Source organism: Mesorhizobium sp. P170090, assembly GCF_057786115.1.
Map to the genome: position 1 here is coordinate 5,948,004 of NZ_JBYNWH010000001.1, position 20,428 is coordinate 5,968,431.

22 protein-coding genes are annotated in these 20,428 nt (G+C 63.5%); 21 read left to right on the plus strand and 1 reads right to left on the minus strand.

Annotated elements, in window-relative coordinates; genetic code table 11:
- Window positions 1–2 precede the first annotated feature (2 nt).
- The 10 genes from AC3EML_RS28690 to AC3EML_RS28735 all read left to right on the plus strand — a co-directional run bounded on the left by AC3EML_RS28690 (window position 3) and on the right by AC3EML_RS28735 (window position 10,061).
- Window positions 3–584, plus strand: a complete 582-nt coding sequence (locus tag AC3EML_RS28690; RefSeq protein WP_027049841.1) for a MotE family protein — start codon at window positions 3–5, stop codon at window positions 582–584.
- Complete coding sequence (gene flgH, locus AC3EML_RS28695; protein ID WP_023691727.1) at window positions 581–1,285, plus strand: flagellar basal body L-ring protein FlgH; 705 nt, start codon at window positions 581–583, stop codon at window positions 1,283–1,285. Before AC3EML_RS28690 ends, flgH begins: the two co-directional genes overlap by 4 nt.
- Window positions 1,286–1,302: 17 nt before the next feature.
- Window positions 1,303–1,803 carry a flagellar basal body-associated FliL family protein gene (locus AC3EML_RS28700; protein ID WP_023673655.1) on the plus strand — a complete coding sequence of 167 codons (501 nt, stop codon included), beginning with the start codon at window positions 1,303–1,305 and terminating at the stop codon, window positions 1,801–1,803.
- The gene (gene fliP, locus AC3EML_RS28705; protein WP_023686348.1) at window positions 1,800–2,531 is read left to right on the plus strand and encodes a flagellar type III secretion system pore protein FliP; all 732 of its coding nucleotides are present in this window, start codon (window positions 1,800–1,802) and stop codon (window positions 2,529–2,531) included. The genes AC3EML_RS28700 and fliP overlap by 4 nt, the downstream gene beginning before the upstream one ends.
- A 210-nt stretch (window positions 2,532–2,741) precedes the next feature.
- Window positions 2,742–3,626, plus strand: a complete 885-nt coding sequence (locus AC3EML_RS28710; protein WP_023683303.1) for a flagellin N-terminal helical domain-containing protein — start codon at window positions 2,742–2,744, stop codon at window positions 3,624–3,626.
- A gap of 282 nt (window positions 3,627–3,908) precedes the next feature.
- Window positions 3,909–4,793, plus strand: a complete 885-nt coding sequence (locus AC3EML_RS28715; protein ID WP_023683302.1) for a flagellin N-terminal helical domain-containing protein — start codon at window positions 3,909–3,911, stop codon at window positions 4,791–4,793.
- Between the two features lie 192 nt (window positions 4,794–4,985).
- Window positions 4,986–6,626 (plus strand): flagellar basal-body MS-ring/collar protein FliF, encoded by a 1,641-nt coding sequence (fliF, locus tag AC3EML_RS28720; protein ID WP_352521402.1) that lies wholly within the window; start codon window positions 4,986–4,988, stop codon window positions 6,624–6,626.
- A 3-nt stretch (window positions 6,627–6,629) separates the two neighbouring features.
- Window positions 6,630–7,256 carry a hypothetical protein gene (locus tag AC3EML_RS28725; protein WP_352499083.1) on the plus strand — a complete coding sequence of 209 codons (627 nt, stop codon included), beginning with the start codon at window positions 6,630–6,632 and terminating at the stop codon, window positions 7,254–7,256.
- A gap of 31 nt (window positions 7,257–7,287) precedes the next feature.
- On the plus strand, window positions 7,288–8,634 hold the full coding sequence (locus tag AC3EML_RS28730) for a MotB family protein (protein WP_352521403.1): 1,347 nt from the start codon (window positions 7,288–7,290) through the stop codon (window positions 8,632–8,634).
- Window positions 8,631–10,061, plus strand: a complete 1,431-nt coding sequence (locus AC3EML_RS28735) for a chemotaxis protein MotC (protein ID WP_352521404.1) — start codon at window positions 8,631–8,633, stop codon at window positions 10,059–10,061. Before AC3EML_RS28730 ends, AC3EML_RS28735 begins: the two co-directional genes overlap by 4 nt.
- Before the next feature lie 59 nt (window positions 10,062–10,120).
- Here AC3EML_RS28735 and AC3EML_RS28740 read toward each other — a convergent pair whose 3' ends face one another.
- Window positions 10,121–10,453, minus strand: coding sequence for a hypothetical protein (locus AC3EML_RS28740; RefSeq protein ID WP_352557250.1), 333 nt, complete (start codon window positions 10,451–10,453; stop codon window positions 10,121–10,123).
- Between the two features lie 576 nt (window positions 10,454–11,029).
- Between AC3EML_RS28740 and fliK the strand changes: the two genes are divergently transcribed.
- The 11 genes from fliK to asnB all read left to right on the plus strand — a co-directional run bounded on the left by fliK (window position 11,030) and on the right by asnB (window position 20,335).
- Window positions 11,030–11,443 (plus strand): flagellar hook-length control protein FliK, encoded by a 414-nt coding sequence (gene fliK, locus AC3EML_RS28745; RefSeq protein ID WP_352557248.1) that lies wholly within the window; start codon window positions 11,030–11,032, stop codon window positions 11,441–11,443.
- Window positions 11,421–11,963 carry a transglycosylase SLT domain-containing protein gene (locus AC3EML_RS28750; RefSeq protein ID WP_352521406.1) on the plus strand — a complete coding sequence of 181 codons (543 nt, stop codon included), beginning with the start codon at window positions 11,421–11,423 and terminating at the stop codon, window positions 11,961–11,963. Before fliK ends, AC3EML_RS28750 begins: the two co-directional genes overlap by 23 nt.
- A 221-nt stretch (window positions 11,964–12,184) precedes the next feature.
- Complete coding sequence (locus tag AC3EML_RS28755) at window positions 12,185–12,853, plus strand: response regulator transcription factor (protein ID WP_023683295.1); 669 nt, start codon at window positions 12,185–12,187, stop codon at window positions 12,851–12,853.
- A 94-nt stretch (window positions 12,854–12,947) separates the two neighbouring features.
- Entirely contained in the window at window positions 12,948–14,201 is a 1,254-nt protein-coding gene (locus AC3EML_RS28760) for a flagellar hook protein FlgE (RefSeq protein ID WP_023671890.1), read from the plus strand.
- Window positions 14,202–14,377: 176 nt separating this feature from the next.
- The gene (flgK, locus tag AC3EML_RS28765; protein WP_352521407.1) at window positions 14,378–15,832 is read left to right on the plus strand and encodes a flagellar hook-associated protein FlgK; all 1,455 of its coding nucleotides are present in this window, start codon (window positions 14,378–14,380) and stop codon (window positions 15,830–15,832) included.
- A gap of 3 nt (window positions 15,833–15,835) precedes the next feature.
- A complete protein-coding gene (locus AC3EML_RS28770; protein WP_488505363.1) occupies window positions 15,836–16,879 on the plus strand; it encodes a flagellar hook-associated family protein in 1,044 nt (347 codons plus the stop codon).
- A 30-nt stretch (window positions 16,880–16,909) separates the two neighbouring features.
- Window positions 16,910–17,257, plus strand: a complete 348-nt coding sequence (gene flaF / locus AC3EML_RS28775; protein ID WP_023671893.1) for a flagellar biosynthesis regulator FlaF — start codon at window positions 16,910–16,912, stop codon at window positions 17,255–17,257.
- Window positions 17,254–17,697: a flagellar biosynthesis repressor FlbT gene (gene flbT, locus AC3EML_RS28780; RefSeq protein ID WP_023683290.1), complete on the plus strand. Its 444-nt coding sequence runs from the start codon at window positions 17,254–17,256 to the stop codon at window positions 17,695–17,697. Before flaF ends, flbT begins: the two co-directional genes overlap by 4 nt.
- A complete protein-coding gene (gene flgD / locus AC3EML_RS28785; RefSeq protein ID WP_023671895.1) occupies window positions 17,697–18,104 on the plus strand; it encodes a flagellar hook assembly protein FlgD in 408 nt (135 codons plus the stop codon). The genes flbT and flgD overlap by 1 nt, the downstream gene beginning before the upstream one ends.
- Window positions 18,105–18,128: 24 nt before the next feature.
- Window positions 18,129–18,395: a flagellar biosynthesis protein FliQ gene (gene fliQ / locus AC3EML_RS28790; protein ID WP_023671896.1), complete on the plus strand. Its 267-nt coding sequence runs from the start codon at window positions 18,129–18,131 to the stop codon at window positions 18,393–18,395.
- A 71-nt stretch (window positions 18,396–18,466) separates the two neighbouring features.
- Window positions 18,467–20,335, plus strand: coding sequence for an asparagine synthase (glutamine-hydrolyzing) (asnB, locus tag AC3EML_RS28795; protein WP_352521409.1), 1,869 nt, complete (start codon window positions 18,467–18,469; stop codon window positions 20,333–20,335).
- Window positions 20,336–20,428 lie beyond the last annotated feature (93 nt).

Sequence of the window (20,428 nt, forward strand, 5' to 3'; positions counted from 1 at the left end):
CCATGCCGATGATCGATTTCTTTTCCCAAAAGCAGCACCGACGCAGCGCAGCCTTGGCAGCTTGCGTCATCGCCGCCACCGTCCTTGCCGGCGGCACTGTCCGCGCGGAAGAAGCGGTGCGGCAGGTTCTGCCTGGCGGGCAACAGCCGGCGGCAGTGCAGCAGCTGGTCCGCGAGAAGGTGCCCGATGAAAGCGAGATCCAGCGCTTCTGCTCCAACATCGCCGACGCCGCCCGCGACCGCCGTTACGCGCTGCAGGCCGAAGAGCTGAAGCAGCTGCAGGCCGGCATCGACCTCCGCATGAAGGCGCTGGACGACAAGCGCGCCGAATACGAGCAATGGCTGAAGCGGCGTGAAGTCTTCCTGGCCCGCGCCGAGGATGGCGTCGTCAAGATCTATGCCGGCATGAAACCGGATGCCGCGGCCGAGCGCCTGGCCATGGTCAACGCCGATCTCGCCGCCGCCATCCTGATGAAACTCGATTCGCGCAAAGCCGGCGTCATTCTCAACGAGATGGACCAGAAGGCAGCGGCCACACTCACCGGCATCATGGCCAGCGCGGCCCGAAGGGTAGATCCGTCATGAAGTCGCATATTCTCGCCCTGGTCGCCACGGCTTCACTTGCCGGCTGCGCCTCCGACCCCAGGGAGATCGGCAGGGAGCCGGCGCTGTCGCCGGTTGGCACCGGCATCACCGGCAGCGTCAATGCGCCCTACTCCTATCCCGAAACGCCAGCCGCGCCGGTGAAGAAATTCTCGCTGTGGGATGATCGCCAGAGCCGGTTGTTCACCGACCCACGCGCGCTGCGCGACGGCGACATCCTCACCGTCAGGATCAAGCTCAACGACAAGGCCAACTTCAAGAACCAGAACGACCGCAGCCGCACCGCCGGTCGCAAGCTCGGCTATGACGTCAACCTCGGATGGGAAGGTGCCACCACCAGCGGCAAGGGCGACGCCGGCTTGAGTTCCACCACCGAAACCAATGCGGACGGCGAAATCAAGCGCTCGGAGAACCTCGAGCTCAACGTCGCCGCCGTCGTCACCGAAGTCCTGCCCAACGGCAATTTGATGATCCGCGGCTCGCAGGAAGTGCGCGTCAATTACGAGCTCAGGGTGCTGACCATCGCCGGCATGGTGCGTCCATCCGATATCGGCGCTGAAAACACCATCTCTTATGAACGCATCGCCGAGGCGCGCATCTCCTATGGCGGCCGCGGCCGCGTCAGCGAAATCCAGCAGCCCGCTTACGGTCAGCAGATCCTCGACCAAGTCCTCCCCTTTTAGGACTGGAGAACGGCGCCGTGGCAAATGTCGAACAGGTTCAGCAAAAAAAGGGCCCGTCGCTTGTCATCCAGCTTGCGATGCTGCTGGCGGTGACGGGCGCCGCGATTGGCATGGGCTGGATGTCCGGCGGCTATCTGAAGGGCGTCGGGGGACCGGTGCCTGTGCCCGCCGCACCGGAGAACCAGTCCAATGCCGAGCAACCGAGCAAGGCGGCCGAACATGCTCCCGGCACCGGGCCGACGCTTGTCCAGCTGGCGCCGATCACCACCAATCTGGCTTCGCCTGCTGACACCTGGATAAGGCTGGAAGCGTCGGTGGTCTACGATGCGCCGCAGCCGCCGGAACTTACCGAAAGCATTCACCAGGACCTGCTTGCCATGGTCCGCACCCTGAAGATGCATCAGATCGAAGGCGCCAGCGGCTACCAGCATTTGAAAGCCGATCTCGAGGAGCGCGCCGCAATCCGCAGCGGTGGCCATGCCAAACAGGTTCTGATCAGGACATTGCTGCTCGAATGAGAAAACTCGTCCTCGCCGCCGCGATCGTCGTCGCCGCCACCTCTGTCGCCGCCGCCCAGCAGCTCGATCTCGGCGGCATCGGCAAGGCCGACGGCGCCACCGTCGGCTATATCATCCAGATGTTCGGTCTGATCACCGTGCTGTCGGTGGCGCCGGGCCTGTTGATCATGGTGACGAGCTTCACCCGCTTCGTCATCGCCTTCTCGATCCTGCGCGCCGGCATCGGCCTGCAGTCGACGCCGGCCAATCTGATCCTGATCTCGCTGTCGCTGTTCATGACCTTCTACGTCATGGCGCCGACCTTCGACCAGGCCTGGAACACCGGCGTCAAGCCGCTGATGGACAACCAGATCAGCCAGACCGAGGCGTTCGAAAAGATTTCGGACCCGTTCCGCACCTTCATGCTGCACAATGTCCGCGACAAGGACTTCGACCTGTTCGCCGATCTCGCCCGCGAACGCGGCCAGGTCGTTGCCAGGGACACCGTCGACCTGCGCATCCTGGTGCCGGCCTTCATGATCTCCGAAATCCGCCGCGGCTTCGAGATCGGCTTCCTGATCGTGCTGCCGTTCCTCGTCATCGACCTGATCGTCGCCACCATCACCATGGCCATGGGCATGATGATGCTGCCGCCGACCGTCGTTTCGCTGCCCTTCAAGATCCTGTTCTTCGTCCTCATCGACGGCTGGAACCTGCTTGTCGGCAGCCTGGTGCGCTCCTTCACCTGACCGTCCGCGCGCCCTTGGCGCCTTGCTAAAGTTTTATGCAATATATTTCCGGTTAACCGTCCCGTTTAGCCCTTTGGTAGGGACTTGCCCGCATATTGCTCGCAGATGGCGGGTGATCGGGTCTCACGATCATTGGCATGATGCCGCTCCGTCATACCGGAAAAGCCGGTATGTCAAAAACACCCTGTAAAAATCAAGGTACGAGTAGCCATGTCCAGTATCATGACAAACGCCTCGGCGCTGACCGCGCTGCAGAGCCTGAACAACACCAACAAATCCCTCGAGCAGACGCAGGCCCGCATCTCGACCGGCTACCGCGTTGCCACCGCTTCCGACAACGCCGCTTACTGGTCGATCGCGACCTCGATGAAGTCCGACAACAAGGCCAACTCGGCCGTGCAGGACGCCCTCGGCCTCGGCGCCGGCAAGGTCGACACCGCCTACACCGCCATCAACGACGTCAAGGACCAGGTCGACCTGATCAAGACCAAGCTGGTCACTGCCCGTAGCGCCTCGAAGGAAGACCAGCAGAAGATCGCGACCGAAATCAACGCCATCCAGGCGCAGATCAAGTCCTCGGTCGCCAACGCCAACTTCGCCGGCTCGAACCTGCTGCAGAACGACGCTGCCGCTGCGTCCGACCTGAAGATCGTTGCGGCTTACAACCGTACCGGCGCGACCGTCACCATCGACACCATCGACGTCAAGGCAGCCGATACGCAGGTTCTCGATGTCGCCGGCACGGGCGGCATCGTCGGCGGCCTGCTCGCCGCTGCCTTCTTCGACCCGAGCACCACGGCGGTTACCCCCGCCGCCATCGACACCGCGCTCGGCACTGTTGAAACCGCGCTTGCCAAGCTGTCCACCGGCGCTGCCTCGCTCGGCGCCGCCAAGTCGCGCATTGACACCCAGAAGAGCTTCCTGTCGAACCTGTCGGACTCGATCGACAAGGGCGTCGGCGCGCTGGTCGACGCCGACATGAACAAGGAATCGACCCGTCTGCAGGCCCTGCAGGTCCAGCAGCAGCTCGGCATCCAGGCGCTGTCGATCGCCAACGGCAACTCGCAGTCGATCCTGTCGCTCTTCCGCGGCTGATCTCTCGACATTACGACTGACACCATCCGTCGGGCCGCGCCAACAGCGCGGCCCGATTTCTTTTTGCGGCTGTTGATTGTCTTGCTAAATGGCTGCCGATTTTTGCTCTTGGCCAGCGCCCTGAATGGCTTGGTTTAACAGGCCGTTAACCATATCCCGGTAGTCATGGTTAACCATTCCATGGCGGGCAGACCATACGGTCGATGGGCTTATGCCTACCCCCTTGATGAAGTTGATCCGGCGTGTTCGGGACACGCCAGTGTTTGAAAAGGGGTAAATATCTTGGCTAGCATCATGACGAACGCTTCGGCTCTGACCGCGCTGCAGAGCCTGAACAACACCAACAAGCAGCTTGAAACCACCCAGTCACGCATTTCGACCGGCTACCGCGTCGCCACCGCCAGCGACAACGCCGCCTACTGGTCGATCGCCACCACGATGAAGTCCGACAACAAGGCGCTTTCGGCCGTTCAGGACGCGCTTGGCCTCGGCGCCGGCAAGGTCGACACCGCCTACACCGCCATCACCGACATCAAGGACCAGGTCGACCTGATCAAGGCCAAGCTGGTCACTGCACGCAGCGCCAGCAAGGACGACCAGCAGAAGATCGCCACTGAGATCAAGGCTATCCAGGACCAGATCAAGTCGTCGGTCACCAACGCCTCCTATGCCGGCTCGAACCTGCTGCAGAACGACGCTGCCGCGACCTCCGACCTGAAGATCGTCGCGTCCTATAACCGCACCGGCACGACCGTCGCCATCGACACCATCGACGTCAAGGCGGCCGACACGCAGGTCCTCGATCTTCCCGGCACCGGCGGCATCGTCGGCGCTCTGCTGGCGACGACCTTCTTCGATCCCAGCACAACCCAGGTCCTTCCGGCAGCCATCGACACCGCACTTGGCGCCGTTGAAACGGCGCTTGCCAAGCTGTCCACGGGCGCTGCCTATCTCGGCGCCGCCAAGTCGCGCATCGATACCCAGAAGAGCTTCCTGTCGAACCTGTCGGACTCGATCGACAAGGGCGTCGGCGCGCTGGTCGACGCCGACATGAACAAGGAATCGACGCGGCTGCAGGCCCTGCAGGTCCAGCAGCAGCTCGGCATCCAGTCGCTGTCGATCGCCAACGGCAACTCGCAGTCGATCCTGGCGCTGTTCAAGCAGTAAGCCTGACCCGGCTTTCTCCTTCTTGAATTGAAGGGCCGCGCCGACAGCGCGGCCCTTTCGCTTTGTGGCTGTGTTTTGACGCATGTCGTTGACCCGGAACCGCTGCACTTCCGGGCGACATGCTCTATCATCTTCGCACAAGCTTCGCGGTCTAGTGTTCCCACGGAATATCATGCTGGGAGCGCTTGAATCGTGCCGCAACAGATCCAGAGCATCATCTCGAATCTCAGGGCATTTGGCGTCAGGCGCCTTGCCATGCTGGCCGGCATTGCCGCATTGGTGATGGCCGTCATCGGCATCGGCTCGGTCTATCTCAACCGCCCGGCCTATGAGACGCTCTATGTCGGGCTCGATCGCTCCGACGTGAACCAGATCGGCCTGGTGCTCGGCGAAGCCGGCATCGGCTTCGACGTCGGCTCCGACGGCACCTCGGTGCTGGTGCCGGCCGGCACCACCGCGCAGGCGCGCATGCTGCTCGCCGAAAAGGGCCTGCCGACCAGCGCCAATGCCGGCTACGAACTGTTCGACAATGTCGGTTCTCTTGGCCTGACCTCCTTCATGCAGCAGATCACCCGCGTGCGCGCCCTGGAAGGCGAGATCGCCCGCACCATCCAGTCGATATCCGGCATCAAGGCCGCCCGCGTTCACATCGTCATGTCCGAGCGCGCCAATTTCCGCCGCGACGAACAGCAGCCCTCCGCCTCGGTGGTCATCCGCTACTCCGGCATCGATGCTGAAAAGAGCGCCATGTCGATCCGCCATCTCGTCGCCGCCGCCGTGCCGGGCCTGTCGGCCGACAAGGTTACCGTGCTCGATTCCAACGGCAATCTTCTCGCCGCCGGCGACGATCCCTCCAACACAAGTGCTGCCCGCACGCTCGGCGTCGAGCAGACCGTCGAGGCGCAGATCGGCGACAACATCCGCCGCGCGCTGACGCCTTATCTCGGCCCCGACAATTTCCGCGCCAGCGTCAAAGCCAACGTCAATACCGACACCCGCCAGACCGAAGAGACGATCTTCGATCCGGAGTCGCGCGTGGAGCGTTCCGTGCAGTCGGTGCGCGCCAACGAGAACAGCAACCAGAGGCAGGCCTCGACCCCGGCCACCGTCGAGCAGAACCTGCCCGAGACCCAGGCGACCAGCACCGACGGTCCGCAGACGTCATCGGCGAACGACCGCAAGGAGGAGATCACCAATTACGAGATCAACTCCAAGAAGATCGCTACAGTATCGAACGGCTATTCCGTTACCAAGATGTCGATCGCCGTCGTCGTCAACCAGCAGCGGCTGATGACCATCCTCGGCAAGGACGCAACGCCCGAGCAGATCGCCAAGCGCGTTGCCGACATCCAGAAGATGGTGGCTTCGGCCACCGGCTTCGACGACAAGCGCGGCGATATCATCGATGTCTCGGCGGTCGAGTTCATCGACGGGCTCGACGGCGAGGCGGTTGAGCAGCCGGGCATAATGGCGTCGATCGGAACCCATGCCGGTACGATGATCAATGCCGGCGCGTTCATCGTCGTGGTGTTCCTGGTCGCCTTCTTCGGCCTGAGGCCGATGGCCACCGCGCTGAGCGCGCGGCCGACGCCGGCACTTGCCGGTCCGAGCTTCGACGACGTCCAGCGTTCACTGCCGACACCCGAAGCCGCCAGGGCCGAACCGGCGCCGGCTGCCTTGCCCGGCAGCCGCCCCGGCCCGACTCCACTCGATGATCTTCGCCAGAAGATCAGGCCGGCGCCGCAGGAGCGGCTTGCCCGCATGGTCGACATCAATGAGGAGCGCACCGCGCAGATCCTGCGCAAATGGGCGGCCCAGGAAGCAGCGGTATAGACCATGGCCTCGGCAGCGCTTTTCGACCTTTTGCCGGATTTCGGCGCACGCAGCCAGCGTGCCGGCCAGCCCTCGCTCGCGGCCATGGCCGAGCCAAGGCCGGAGACGTCGGCGCCGCAGGCCGACATCGGCGCGCTGATCGCCGAAGCGGTCATCGATGCCGAAGCCGCCCTTGAAGCCCGCCTTGCCATCGCCCACCAGGCAGCGCTCGAGGCGCAGAGCCAAGCCAACGCCGATGAAGCAAAGGCCTTTCTGGAAAGTTTCGGCGGCGATCTCGGCGCGGTCGTCACTGCCCGTATCGAGATCATGGAGGCGAAGGTCAGCGACCTCGTCGGCGCCACCATTGCGCGCATCATTGGCGGCCTTGTCAGCGACGATCTGCAGAAGCGTTCGCTGGAAGCCCTTGCCGGCACGATCCGCGAAGCCGTCGGCGACAGCGAGGCGGTGCGCATCGCCGTGCGCGGACCGCTGTCATTGTTCGAGACGCTGAAGGCTTCGCTCGGCCCACGCGCGGCCAATCTCGATTTCGTCGAGGCGCCCGGCTTCGACCTTACCGTCGCCATTGACGAGGCGGTGTTCGAAACCCGCATTGCCGAATGGTCGGCCGCCTTGTCGGAGGCCCTGTCATGAGCGAGGGCCCTCTTACGAACGAGTGGACGTCATGAGCGTTGTCGAGGCCGCAGACGCCAGGCATGAGATCATCATCGTGCGGCGCAATCACGACGACCACGACGACGCCCACCACGGCGGCGTCTGGAAGATTGCTTTTGCCGATTTCATGACTGCCATGATGTGCTTCTTCCTCGTCATGTGGCTGATCAACGCCGCCAACGAGCAGACCAAGGCCGCCGTTGCCAGCTATTTCAACCCGGTCAAGCTGGTCGATCGCAACGCCAGCCGCAAGGGCCTTGAAGACCTCGGCGATGGTCCGAGCAAGGTCGGGCTGACGGCCGACGACCCGCGGGACAAGACCAGCAAGGCCGGACAGGACGGCATCGGCGGCGCCGGTACTTCCGACAAGAAGCAATCGAAGGAATCGGCGCCGAAGACCGATCTTTCCGACGAGCATCTGTTTGCCGATCCCTATGCGGTGCTGTCGGAAATCGCCACCGACACCGGCGTCATGCAAAATGTCAGCGAGAAGGGCGATGGCGGCGCGCAGGCGTCCGGCCCGGCTACCGGCGCATCCGGCGGCCAATCCTACCGCGACCCGTTCGCGCCGGATTTCTGGTCGCAGCAGGTGGCTGCACCAGGCGCCGAAGCCACCGCCGAACGCACCAAGATCGAAGGCGATCCGCTGAAGCCGGGTGCCAAGGCGGCACAGACGCAAGTGGCGGAAGTGAAGGCCGTGCCGGCCGCGCCGCCAGTGACCGCGGCGCCGCTCGAGCCGCTGGCGAAATCCGTTTCCGATAAGCCACTGACCAAGGCTGAAGCCAAGGCAGAGGCCAAGGCTGAAGCAGCGAAGGCCCAGATTGCAAAGGCCGAAGCCGCCGAAGCACAACCCGCACCCAAACCCGAAGCCGCGGAAAAGGCGCCGACGGCCGCCACTGTTAAAGCCGCGGCGCAGGTCAAGCAGGAACTGGCCGAGGCCTTCAAGCCAGGCGACAAATTGCATAATGGCGTCTCCGTCGAAGCCACCGACAAGGGTGTCGTCATTTCGATCACGGACCAGTTCGATTTCGGCATGTTCGAGATCGGATCGGCGGTGCCTAGGCGTGAACTGGTGCTGGCGATGGAAAAGATCGGCCGCATCGTCAACGAGCAGAAAGGCACGATCAGCATCAACGGCCACACCGACGCGCGGCCGTTCCGCAGCGACACTTATGACAATTGGCGGCTGTCCACGGCGCGCGCCCATTCCGCCTACTACATGCTGGTGCGCGGCGGCGTCGACGAGCGCCGCATCACCGAGGTCGCCGGCTTCGCCGACCGCGAGCCGAAAATCGCGGCCGACCCGATGGCTGCAGCGAACCGCCGCATCGAAATCCTGATGGCGACCGACGGATGAGGCGCGCCGCCATCATCGGCCGCGCCGTCGGGCTGCTGCTGCTGAGCGCTGTCCATCCGCCATCGGCCTTCGCCGAGGACGCATTGCAGCCCTATCAGCTGGTGCGCTCGCTGCAGCTTGTGCAGGACCGCATAGCCGCCGGCGATCACGCCGCGCTGCCGATGCAGGCCAAGCTGCTCGAAATGGCCGACACAAGGCTGCGCGCGGCCGACGCAGATGATTTCAGCGACCCGAAGAATTTTCGCGCCTTGCTGGTCTATGGCATGAGTGGCGGCAACCCCGTCACCGTCGAGGCGGCGGTGTCGCGCGCCAAGGCCGACCCGCAAAGCCTGGCCATCGCCAAGGGCATTGTCGATTATCTGAACGGCCGGCCGGCGGCTGCGATCGAGGCGCTGAAGCCGATCGATCCGATGACCCTGCCCCCCGATCTCGGTGCCTTTCTGGCGCTGGTCAAGGGCTCGCTTCTCGCCACCGAGCAACCGGTCAGCGCGCTTGCGCTGCTCGACGATGCTCGCCTGCTCAGCCCAGGCACGCTGGTCGAGGAAGCAGCGCTGCGCCGTTCGGTCGGCATCGCCGCCGCGCAAGGCGACGGTGCGCGTTTCGCGCTTGCCTCAACCCAATATGTCGAAGACTACCTCTATTCGCCCTATGCCAGCCAGTTCGCCGACGCCTTCGTCTCCGGCGTCATTACGCTGCACATGGCAATCAGCCAGGACAAGCTCGCCGACATCACCGCAATGATGGATCCAGAACGCGAGAAGGTGATCTATCTGCGCATCGCCCGCCGCGCCGCGATCGACGGCTTTGCCGATCTCTCCGCCTTTGCCTCGGCCAGGGCTGAACGGGGCCGCGACGGCATCCACAATCAGGACGATCCGCGCGCCCAGCTCTATTCCAGCCTGTCCACGGTAACGTCCGGCACCATCGGCGAGGTCCGCGCCAAGCTGGACAAGATCGATCGCAACCAGCTTTCGCAAAGCGACCGCGACCTGCTCGATGCCGCGAAGGCCGTGGCCGGTGAAGTCATCGCCCCGCCGGCGCCGTTGCCTGCCGAAAAGCCCGCACCTGCCGCGGCCAGGCAGGAGCCGGTCAAGACCGCGGCAGTGGAAAGACCCGACGAGCCAGAGCTGCCGCCGGTCGAAGGCGCGATGCCGGAACAGCCAGCCGCCACAACGTCGAGTGAACAGCCCGCAACCGACCAACCGAAGGCGGCAAGTGAGCCGGCCGCGCAGGCACCGAGCACGCCAGAGGCAAAGGCGGCGGAAACGCCTGCAGTCGCCTCGGCCAGCGATGCGGCTCCGGTCGTGCCGGCATCGGTGCCGGCCCCCGCCGCAGTAGAGCCTACCGATCCCACCGACGCCGCCATGGCGAGGACGCGTCACCAGCTCGATTTGATCGACCAGATGCTTGGAGCAGCCCCGAAATGACCACCAATGTTGGCCAGGCCCTGCCGGCTCCCGCGCACGCCGGATCGAAGCAGTCGGCCTCAAACGCCAAAGGTGGCGACAAAAGCTTCGGCGACATGGTGCGCGGCGACGACGATGCGCCGACACCGATAGGCCAGGGAGCAATTGAGGCCGCGTCGCACGAGCTGCATTGGGCCAAACGCAGCCCTGCCGGTCCCGGCAAAAGCGAAATCCCACACACCCAGTCTGGCAAAACGGGGACGAAATCCGCTGCCGGCAAGGCCGCAAAAGAACATGCCGATAGTGGCCCGGACAAACCATCCAAGGACGCTGAGGTGGCCGGACGAGACGCGGATGCAGGATCGCTGCAGGATCATTTGCCACTGGTGCTGGCGCTGCACGATATCAGGCATTTCTCAACGGTCCGGACAAGCGGGAACGGCATCGCGACGAATGGACAGACTGGGCAACCGGCGCCCGCTGGCGAGGCCATTTCTGCACAGACGTCGCCTCTGAAGAGACACCGCGCAGCGTCCGGCATTGACAACAGACTCGACACGACGACGCGATCGGAACGGGCCAAGCCCGGTACCAGCGTTTCCGCACAGGATCAGGGGCAAAAGCTGCCCGCGATCGGGCTCCAGTCCGGCAAACTGCCGCACCAGGATGGTCCGACGCCTCCTCTACCGGCGGACCAGACGGCAAGCGACGTTTCGGCACCCGAGGCAAAACGGTCCGCGCCGTCGGCGAAGTCCGTCGATGGAGCCCATTCCGCGGCATCGTCCACACAGGGAAAACAGCCGCCATTCGCTGCGCGCGTCGACATTGTCGCCGAACAGAGCTTCCCCGCGCCGGCGCATAGTCCGATAAACCAAACGACTTCGGCGCTTATCGACGCGCTGGCTTCGGATAACGGTCTGCGGCAAGCGGTTTCGACGCCGTCGACGACCGCCCAGACGGCCGGTTCTGTTGCCGTTCCGACACATATATTGAAGATCGAGCTTCACCCGGCAGAGCTCGGCATGGTCACCGCCAGTCTGAGGCTTTCCGGAGAACAACTTTCGATAGAATTGAAGCCCGAAACCCATGAGGCTTACCGCCGTCTCGCCACCGATAGCGACGCCATCGTGAAGTCGTTGCGCGGGCTCGGCTTCGATGTCGACAAGGTCACCATCCTGCAACCTTCGATAGCAGTCCACGCAGGGGTTCGCAGCGATGCAGCGAACTCGCAGCCAATGCCGCAAGGCCGCGACCAGTCCGCTTTTCAGCCCGGAAACTCGAGCGGCAACAATACGGGTTCGGGCGGCCACCAGTCGGGAAGAAACCGCAATGACGATGCCCAGGAATTCGGCCGCGCTGGCGCGCCTGCTCGCGAGCGCGATGGCGACGATATGTTTATCTAGCCTCATCGCCGGGCCTGCCAACGCCGCCACCAACCCTTGCGAGCCCGAGATCCTGCGCGCGGCCGATCGCTATGGCGTGCCGGCCGGCATCCTCTATGCGGTCGGACTGACCGAGACCGGCAAGAAGGGAAGCCTGCAGCCTAATGCGTTGAATATAGAGGGGAAAGCGGTATTTCCGAGGAACCGCACCGAGGCCCTGGCCACCTTCGAAGCAGCCCGGCGCGAGGGTAAGACGCTCATCGATCTCGGCTGCATGCAGATCAACCATCACTATCACGCCGCGCATTTCCGCAGCGTCGACGACATGCTCGACCCGCGCCAGAATGTCGACTATGCCGCGCGCTTCCTGGCCAGCCTGCATGCGCGTCATGTCAGCTGGTCGATGGCCGTCGCCCGCTACCACGCCGGCCCCGACAATGACCCCGCACAGAAATTCTACGTCTGCCGCGTCATCGCCAATATGGTCGCCACCCGCTTCGGCAAATGGACCCCGAATGCCCGCAACTTTTGCAACCCGTAGGGGAATCAGCTTTTGCGGACGGCTGCAAATCCATGCCCGGCGGGTGACGTTCCACGTCACCCGTTTCGGCAACCAACGATACAACCTCGTGATTGCGGTTATTTCGAAACTCGAAATAACTCCCAAGAAAATAGCTACAAGAAATGACGGTTGTTCAGGATTCCCTGCACCGGTTACGCCTCTTCCCACGGGGCAGATGATCTGATTCGGAGGCGGGGCCGATGATTGTAATCGTTGACGAGCGAGAGCTCGTAACTGAAGGCTATAATTCACTTTTCGATCGTGAGGGCGTTGCCTGTGCAGGCTTCGCGTCCGGTGAATTCGGCGAGTGGGTGACATCGGCCGCCGACACGGATTTGCGATCAGTCCGAGCCTTCCTCATCGGCGACTGCCGCGAAGGCGCCATCTCGCCACGCCAGATCCGCGACCGCACCGGCGCTCCGGTCATTGCGCTGAGCGAACAGCACTCGCTCGAGAATACGCTGCGGCTGTTCGAGAGCGGTGTCGACGACGTCATCCGCAAGCCGGTCCATATTCGGGAGATCCTGGCCCGCATCACCGCCATCCGCCGCCGCGCCCATGAGGACGTCAGCTACACCGAGATCGGCGCCATGCGCATCTTCATGGATGGCCGCGATCCCGAGATCGATGGCCAGCCGCTGCCTCTGCCGCGCCGCGAACGCCGCATCCTCGAATATCTGGCGAGCAACCGCGGACGCCGCGTCACCAAGACCCAGGTCTTCAACGCCATCTACGGCATCTTCGACGAAGAGGTCGAGGAGAACGTCGTCGAGAGCCACATCTCCAAATTGCGCAAGAAACTGCGCGAAAAGCTTGGTCAGGACCCAATAGATTCCAAGCGCTTCCTCGGCTACCGGCTGGTGTTCTGATGCCGGTCTGCGCCAGCCTCGCGCAAGACAAAAATTATATCCTCGCGACCACAGACATAGGCCCAACGATCTTGGGCATTGAGGAGACGTTTCGATGAGCCTTTACGGAATGATGCGGACCGGCGTTTCCGGCATGAACGCCCAGGCCAACCGCCTGTCCGCGACAGCCGACAACATCGCCAATTCCGACACCACCGGCTACAAGCGATCCTCGGCCGAGTTTTCGACGCTGATCATGCCGCAGGTCGGCGGCGCCTATAATTCCGGCGGCGTCAACACCACCATCCGCTCGGCCATCAGCGCCCAGGGCGTGCTGCAGTACACGACCTCGGTTTCCGACCTTGCGGTCAACGGCAACGGTTTCTTCGTCGTCCAGGACCCCAGCGGAACGCCTTTCCTCACCCGCGCCGGCGCATTCGTTCCCGACGCTCAGGGCAGACTGGTCAACGCCGCCGGCTACCAGCTGATGGCCTACAGCTACGCCAACGGCACACCGGCTGCCACCGCCAACGGTTTCGAAGGGCTGGTGCCGGTCCAGATCTCCGACCAGGAAATGACCGCGACGCCCAGCACCACGGGCAATTTCAATGCCAATCTGCCGGCTGGCGCCACGCCGCCCGCCGGTCCGCTGCCTTCCACCAACAGCCCGACCGCCGAATACACGTCGAAGTCCTCGATGGTCACCTACGACAATCTCGGCAACAAGAAGCTGCTCGACGTCTATTTCACCAACACCGGCACCGGCGCCTGGTCGGTCTCTGTGTTCGACCAGTCCCAGGCGACGCCGGGCACATCCTTCCCCTATACGGGCGGCGCGCTGGCCACGGCCAACCTGACCTTCGACACCACCACCGGCAAGCTAACCGGCGCGGTCGACAGCATAACGATCCCCGTACCGGGCGGTGCGTCGCTCGACCTCGATTTGTCCAAGCTGACTCAGCTCGGCACCGGCTTCACGGTCTCCGAAGCCAAGGTCAACGGCAACGCGCCCAGCACGATCGAAAAGATCCAGATCGGCGAGGACGGAGTCATTTACGCCCAGTATCAGGACGGCTCGACCAAGCCGCTGTTCAAGATCCCACTGGCCGACGTCCAGAGCGCCGACAACCTCACCGCACTGCCTGGCAATGTCTATGCGCAGTCCACCGACTCCGGCACCGTGCGCATCGGCTTCGCCAATGAAGGCAAGCTCGGCAGCATCATCTCCGGCGCGTTGGAAAATTCCAACGTCGATATCGCCGAGGAATTGACCAACATGATCGCGGCGCAGCGCAGCTACACCGCTAACTCGAAAGTGTTCCAGACCGGTTCCGACCTCATGGATGTCCTTGTCAACCTGAAGAGATAAACGACGGGCGCCAGGGGAATGAACCCAAACCAGAGCAGCGCGGTGCGCGGATTTCGAATTCAAGGCCACACCGGCAAACCGGCCGGGGTGGTCTGGAATTGCAGGTTTCCGAACGCCGACGCCGCCGACAGGGCAGAGACGTCATCCCCTCCCCACTGGCCTCGTGAAAGACCCGCATGTCGCTGACTTCCGCATTGACCATAGCCCAACAGTCGCTTCAGACCACATCGAAGCAGACCAGCGTCCTTTCCCGCAATATTGCCGACGCCAGCAACCCCGACTATGCCCGCCGCACGGCGGTCGTCGTCAGCAGCGCGCCCGGCGCCCGCTCGGTCGAGATCCAGCGCGCCACCAACGCCCTGCTGTTTCGCCAGAACCTTAGCGCGCAATCGGCATGGAGCGGCCAGAGCACGCTTTACAGCGGAATTGACCGCCTCGCCGTTGCAGTCAACGGCGTCGACAACGCCTCCTCTGCCTCGACCGCGATCGGCAAGCTGCAGAACGCGCTGCAGCTTTACGCCGCTACGCCATCCAACCAGAACCTCGGCTCCAGCGTCATCGACGCGGCCCAGCAGGTGGTGCGCGCTCTGAACGACGGCACCAACGCGATCCAGGATTTCCGCACCCAGGCCGATGGCGAGATATCAACGGCGGTTAACGATCTCAACTCGCTGCTTAGTCAGTTCCAGGACGCCAACAAGGCGGTCATCTCCGCAACCCGTTCGGGTACCGACGCATCCGACGCGCTCGACCAGCGCGACGCTTTGCTGAAGAAGATCGCGGACTATGTGCCGGTGTCGACCTTCACGCGTGGCGACAACGACATGGTCATCACCACCAGGGATGGCACGACACTGTTCGAGACCATTCCGCGCTCGGTAAGTTTCACCCCGTCGGCGGGCTACACGGCCGGCACACCAGGCAACACCATCTACATCGACAATGTGCCGGTCAGCGCCGGGGCTGGCGGCAACACCAGCGCCGACGGCAAGCTCGCCGGGCTCATCACCTTGCGCGACGGCGTCGCGGCGACGATGCAGAGCCAGCTCGACGAAGTCGCGCGCGGCCTCATCACCGCCTTTGCCGAAACAGCACCTTCGCAGCCCGACCGAACCGGCCTGTTCACCTGGTCGGGTGCGCCCGCCATTCCGGCCGCCGGCACGCTGATCGACGGCCTTGCCGGCTCGATCAAGGTCAACGCCGCAATGGACCCGAGCGTCGGCGGCAATCCGGTGCTGCTGCGCGACGGCGGCGCCAATGGTGCGGCCTATATCGCCAACACTGCCGGCAACGCCTCCTATTCGCAGCTCTTGATCGGCTATGGCGACAAGCTCGACAAGCCGATGCCTTTCGACGCTGCGGCCGGCATCACCGTCACGTCCAGCGTGTCCGACTACGCCGCCAATGCCATTGGCTGGTTCGAAGGCCAGCGCCAGCAGGCCTCGAGCAACGCCGACGCCAAGGAAGCGCTGGCATCGCGCACCGCCGAGGCGCTGTCCAACGACACCGGCGTCAATGTCGACCAGGAGATGTCGCTGCTGCTCGACCTCGAACACACCTATCAGGCCTCGGCGCGCATGATGAAAACCGTCGACGACATGCTGTCGGCCCTGCTCGATGCCGTGGGATAAGCCATGAAAGCCACATCCGTCTCCTCAGCCGCTCTCTCCAACGCCGCGCGCTATCAGCAGATGCGCATGCAGGGCGAACTGGTCAAAGCCACCAAGGAATTGACGACCGGCACCGTCGCCGATGTCGGTCTGGCGCTCGGCGCGCGCACCTCGCAGGCGGTCACCTTCTCGCGCGACCTCGACCGGTTGAACGTCATCATCGATTCCAATTCGCTGGTCACCGCTCGGCTGTCCTCGACGCAGGCTGCGCTTGGCCAGCTTTCCGACACTGCGCAGAATTTGCTGACCGCACTGACCGCCGCCGGCAATTCCTCGAGCACCATCACGCAGCAAGCCGGCAAGGCCGCCGTGCAGCAGATGACCTCTATCCTCAACGCCAGCGTCAACGGCGAATATCTGTTTGCCGGCACCAACACCGACGTCAAGCCGATCGATGACTTCACTGCCGCCGGCTCGCCGGCCAAGGCGGCGTTCGACGCTTCCTTCTCGTCGTATTTCGGCTTCACGCAGACCGATCCGCTCGCCGCCAACATCACCGCCGCCCAGATGGACGGCTTCATCACCAGCAATGTCGTGCCGCAGTTCATGGGCGCCGGCTGGCAGGCCAACTGGTCGAACGCCACCGACCAGCAGATCGTCAGCCGCATTTCGCTGGGCGAAACCACCCAGACCTCGGCCAGCGCCAATGAAGACAGCATCCGCAAGCTCGCCATGGCTTCCGCCCTGATCACCGGCCTGCTCTCCGGCAACATCAGCCAGGCGGCGAAGACCACCGTCGTCGGTCGCGCCCAGGCGATGGTCGGCGAGGCGCTGGGCGGACTCGGCCAGTTGCAGGCCGAGACCGGCCTTGCCGAGAAGCGGGTCTCCGACGCCAGCGACCGCATGAAGACGCAGGTCGACCTGTTCGAGCGCCATATTCTCGATCTGGAGGGCGTCGATCCGGCCGAGGCCGCCACCCGCGTCGCGGATCTGACGCAGCATATCGAGACGTCCTTTGCGCTGACCGCGCGCCTGCAGCAGATGAGCCTGCTGAACTACCTGACCTGACAATCTCAACCGCAACGGTAGAGCCAAACGATGTACCAATTCTCCTACGCCGACATCCAGACCGACTCCGTTGCCGATGCGAAAGATCGCGAGCGGCAGCTTTTGACCCGCTCGATCGAAATGCTGGCGGCGGCGGCGGCGGTCGGCCACACCTCGATGGAAGCGGTCGAGGCGCTGCACTTCACCAACCGGGTCTGGACCACCTTCGTCGAGGATCTCGGTTCCAGCGACAATGTCCTGCCCAAGGAACTGCGCGCCAACCTCATCTCCATCGGCCTGTGGCTGCTGCGCGAGGCCGAGGACATCCGCCAGGGCCGCACCGACAATTTCGAAGGGCTGATCGAAGTGTCCCAGATCATCCGGGACGGCATTCAATGACCAACACGCTGAAGATATCGCTGAAGCCGAACGAGAAGATCTACATCAACGGCGCCGTCATCCGCGTCGACCGCAAGGTCACCGTCGAGCTGATGAACGACGTACAGTTCCTGCTCGAGAACCATGTCATCCAGGCCGACGATGCCTCGACGCCGCTCAAGCAGCTCTATTTCATCCTGCAGGTGATGCTGATGAACCCGGCCGGCGCCATCGAGGCGCGCGCCATGTTCCGCCGCTCGCTGCCCTTGCTTTTGGCAAGCTTCGAGGATGAGCAGATCAGTGGCGCGCTGAAGCAGATCGACCGCATGGTCGGCGAAGACCATATCTATGAAGCGCTGAAGGCTATCCGCGCGCTTTATCCGCTCGAACGCCGCGCACTTGGCGGCAATGACGATGTTCAGGGTGCGAAGCGCCCGCTGGCCGTGGGAGCACAATACTGATGAATGTGGACATGACGACGACGATCCCCACGGGCGCCAACCAGGGTACCCAGCAGACGTCGAAGACAGCGGTCGACTACCAGTCGTTCCTGAAGCTGTTGATCGCCGAGATGAAGAACCAGGATCCGACGAAACCGATGGATTCGACACAGTATGTCGCCCAGCTCGCCACCTTCTCGCAGGTAGAGCAATCGGTGCAGACCAACACCAAGCTCGACCAGATCATGCAGTCCTCGGCGCTGTCGCAGGCCGATGCCTTGATCGGCCGCTCGATCACCTCGGCCGACGGCAAGACGACCGGCGTCGTGGCCTCGGTCAAGCTTGCAAGCAACGGCGTGATCGCCGTGCTGCAGAACGGCACCGAAGTGCCGGTCGGCGCGGGCGTTTCGATAAAGCCGGCCAGCTAGACAGTTCCATAGAGGCGCGCTCACATGAACGAGGCCGACGCACTCGACATCGTCCAGTACGCGGTATGGACGGTGCTCGTCGCGTCCGCGCCGGTGGTGCTGGTCGCCATGGTAGTCGGCATCGGCATCGCGCTGATCCAGGCCCTGACCCAGATCCAGGAAATCACCCTGACCTTCGTGCCCAAGATCGTCGCCATCATGCTGGTCGTGGCGCTGACCGGTCCGTTCATCGGCAGCCAGATCTCGGCCTTCACCAACGTCATCTTCGAGCGCATCGAAAACGGGTTCTAGGCAGCGCTTGCGGGCGGCTGTGTTCCGGCTAGATTGCAGGCCATGACTCAGGCAGAACTCACCGGCAGGCCATGTGCGGAATAGCCGGCGTCTGGCGCAAACGAAACCCGATCGACGCCAACGACCTGTCGGATGTCGCCAGCATGATGCAGGCGCTGGAACATCGCGGCCCCGACGATCATGACAGCTGGCACAACAATCGGCTGGCCCTCGGTCACCGCCGACTGACCATCATCGATCCCTCGCCCGCCGCCCGTGAGCCGATGCTGACTTCTTCCGGCGATGGCGTTCTCGTCTACAATGGCGAGGTCTACAATTACCGCTCGCTGCGCGAAACGCTGCAGGCGCAAGGCGTCGTCTTTCGAACCATCTGCGATGCCGAAGTGGTTCTCGAAGCCTTGCATCACTGGGGTCCCAAAAAAGCCGTGCCGCTGTTCGACGGGATGTTTTCCTTCGCCTATTTCGACGCTCGCAGCAGTGCGCTGTGGCTTGCGCGTGACCGTCTTGGAATCAAGCCGATGTCGGTGGCCGACACGCCGGAGCGAATCCTGTTCGCCTCGGAGGACAAGGCGATCCTCGCCTGCGACGGTTTTCCGCGCGACATCGACAGCCGCGAGATCACCTTGCGGCTTGCCTGGCAGAGCCGCGATTCCAGCTACAGCCTGTTCGACCGCATCGAGCGCCTGCCGCCCGCCGGCCTGTGGAAGATCACCGATGGCGTTATCGAGAAGCGCCGCTTCTGGCATGTGCTGGACGTGCTGGAGACCGCGCGCATTACCGGCGATGCATCCGCTGATGCTGAACACATGGCGACGCTCGAGGCGTTGCTCAAGGACAGCGTCGGACTTCACTGCATCGCCGATACCAGCGTTGCCACCGCCTGCAGCAGCGGTGTCGATTCCGGCCTGATAACGGCGCTGGCAAAGCGGTTCAGGCCGGAAGTCCACGGTTATGTCGTCGACCCGCAGCTCGGCAACAGCGAGGCCGAAGACGCCGAACGCACCGGCCGCCATGTCGGCGTGCCCTTGCGCCGGGTGCCGGTCGACAGGAACCGGTTTTTCGAACTTTGGCCAAGGGTAATCTGGCATCTTGAAAGCGATGGCTGGCACGCCAGCCATGTCGCACTGCTGGCACTTGCCGAACGATGCCGGGCCGATGGCGTCAAGGTGCTGCTCACCGGCGAAGGCGCAGACGAATTGTTTGGCGGCTACCCCTTGCAGGCCTTGAGCATGAAGAAGTGGCGTTCCTGGTCGTGGCCCCGGCGCTTGGTCCATTCGAAGCGCTCGCTCGACCGGAGATTCGAGCAACAGCGTCATGCCCCCTACAAGGTCTCGGCTGGAAGCCACTCACAAATGGATCGCAGCATGGTCCTGCGTGCTTTGTCGCCGGAGCTGAATTTCCTGCAAACCGAGATCTTCGACCGCCTGGAGCCGGTTATGCCGCCCGCGGATCGCGCCTTTCTCGGTAGTTGCCTCTACGACCTCTATTCGCATCTGCAGGACATACTGCACCGGCACGACCGGCTGAGCATGGCGGCGTCCGTGGAACTGCGGGTCCCGTTCCTGGAAAACCGCCTGATCGACTTCGCCATCCATTTGCCGAGGCGGCAGAAATACCGCGACAAAACAGGAAAATGGCTTTTGCGAAAGGTCGCTGAAAAGCATATTCCGCGCCAGAACGTCCAGGCGCGCAAGATCGGCTTCGAGATGTCGTCGCAATTTTCGGCCGGCACGGAGACTTTGCTACGCGGCGGTTTCCTGCGCGATGCCTTGAAATGGCCCGCCGCGAATTTGGAGGACATGGTCCAGTTGGCGCGGCGCGAGCAACCGTCCAGGCTGCGGCTTGTCGGCATGGAGCTTTTCCTGCGCCTTCACGCCGGCGGCGAGACGACAGGCACGCTGACCGAAGCCTTGCATACCGCTGCCCGGGACAGAAGCTGACTTCGCGCGCGGCCGACAGTCCCGAGCAGTGGACCAATGAGAACATCGCTCTGGGTAGCGAACCCTTCCCGGCTGACGTATTTTCGCCTTGCT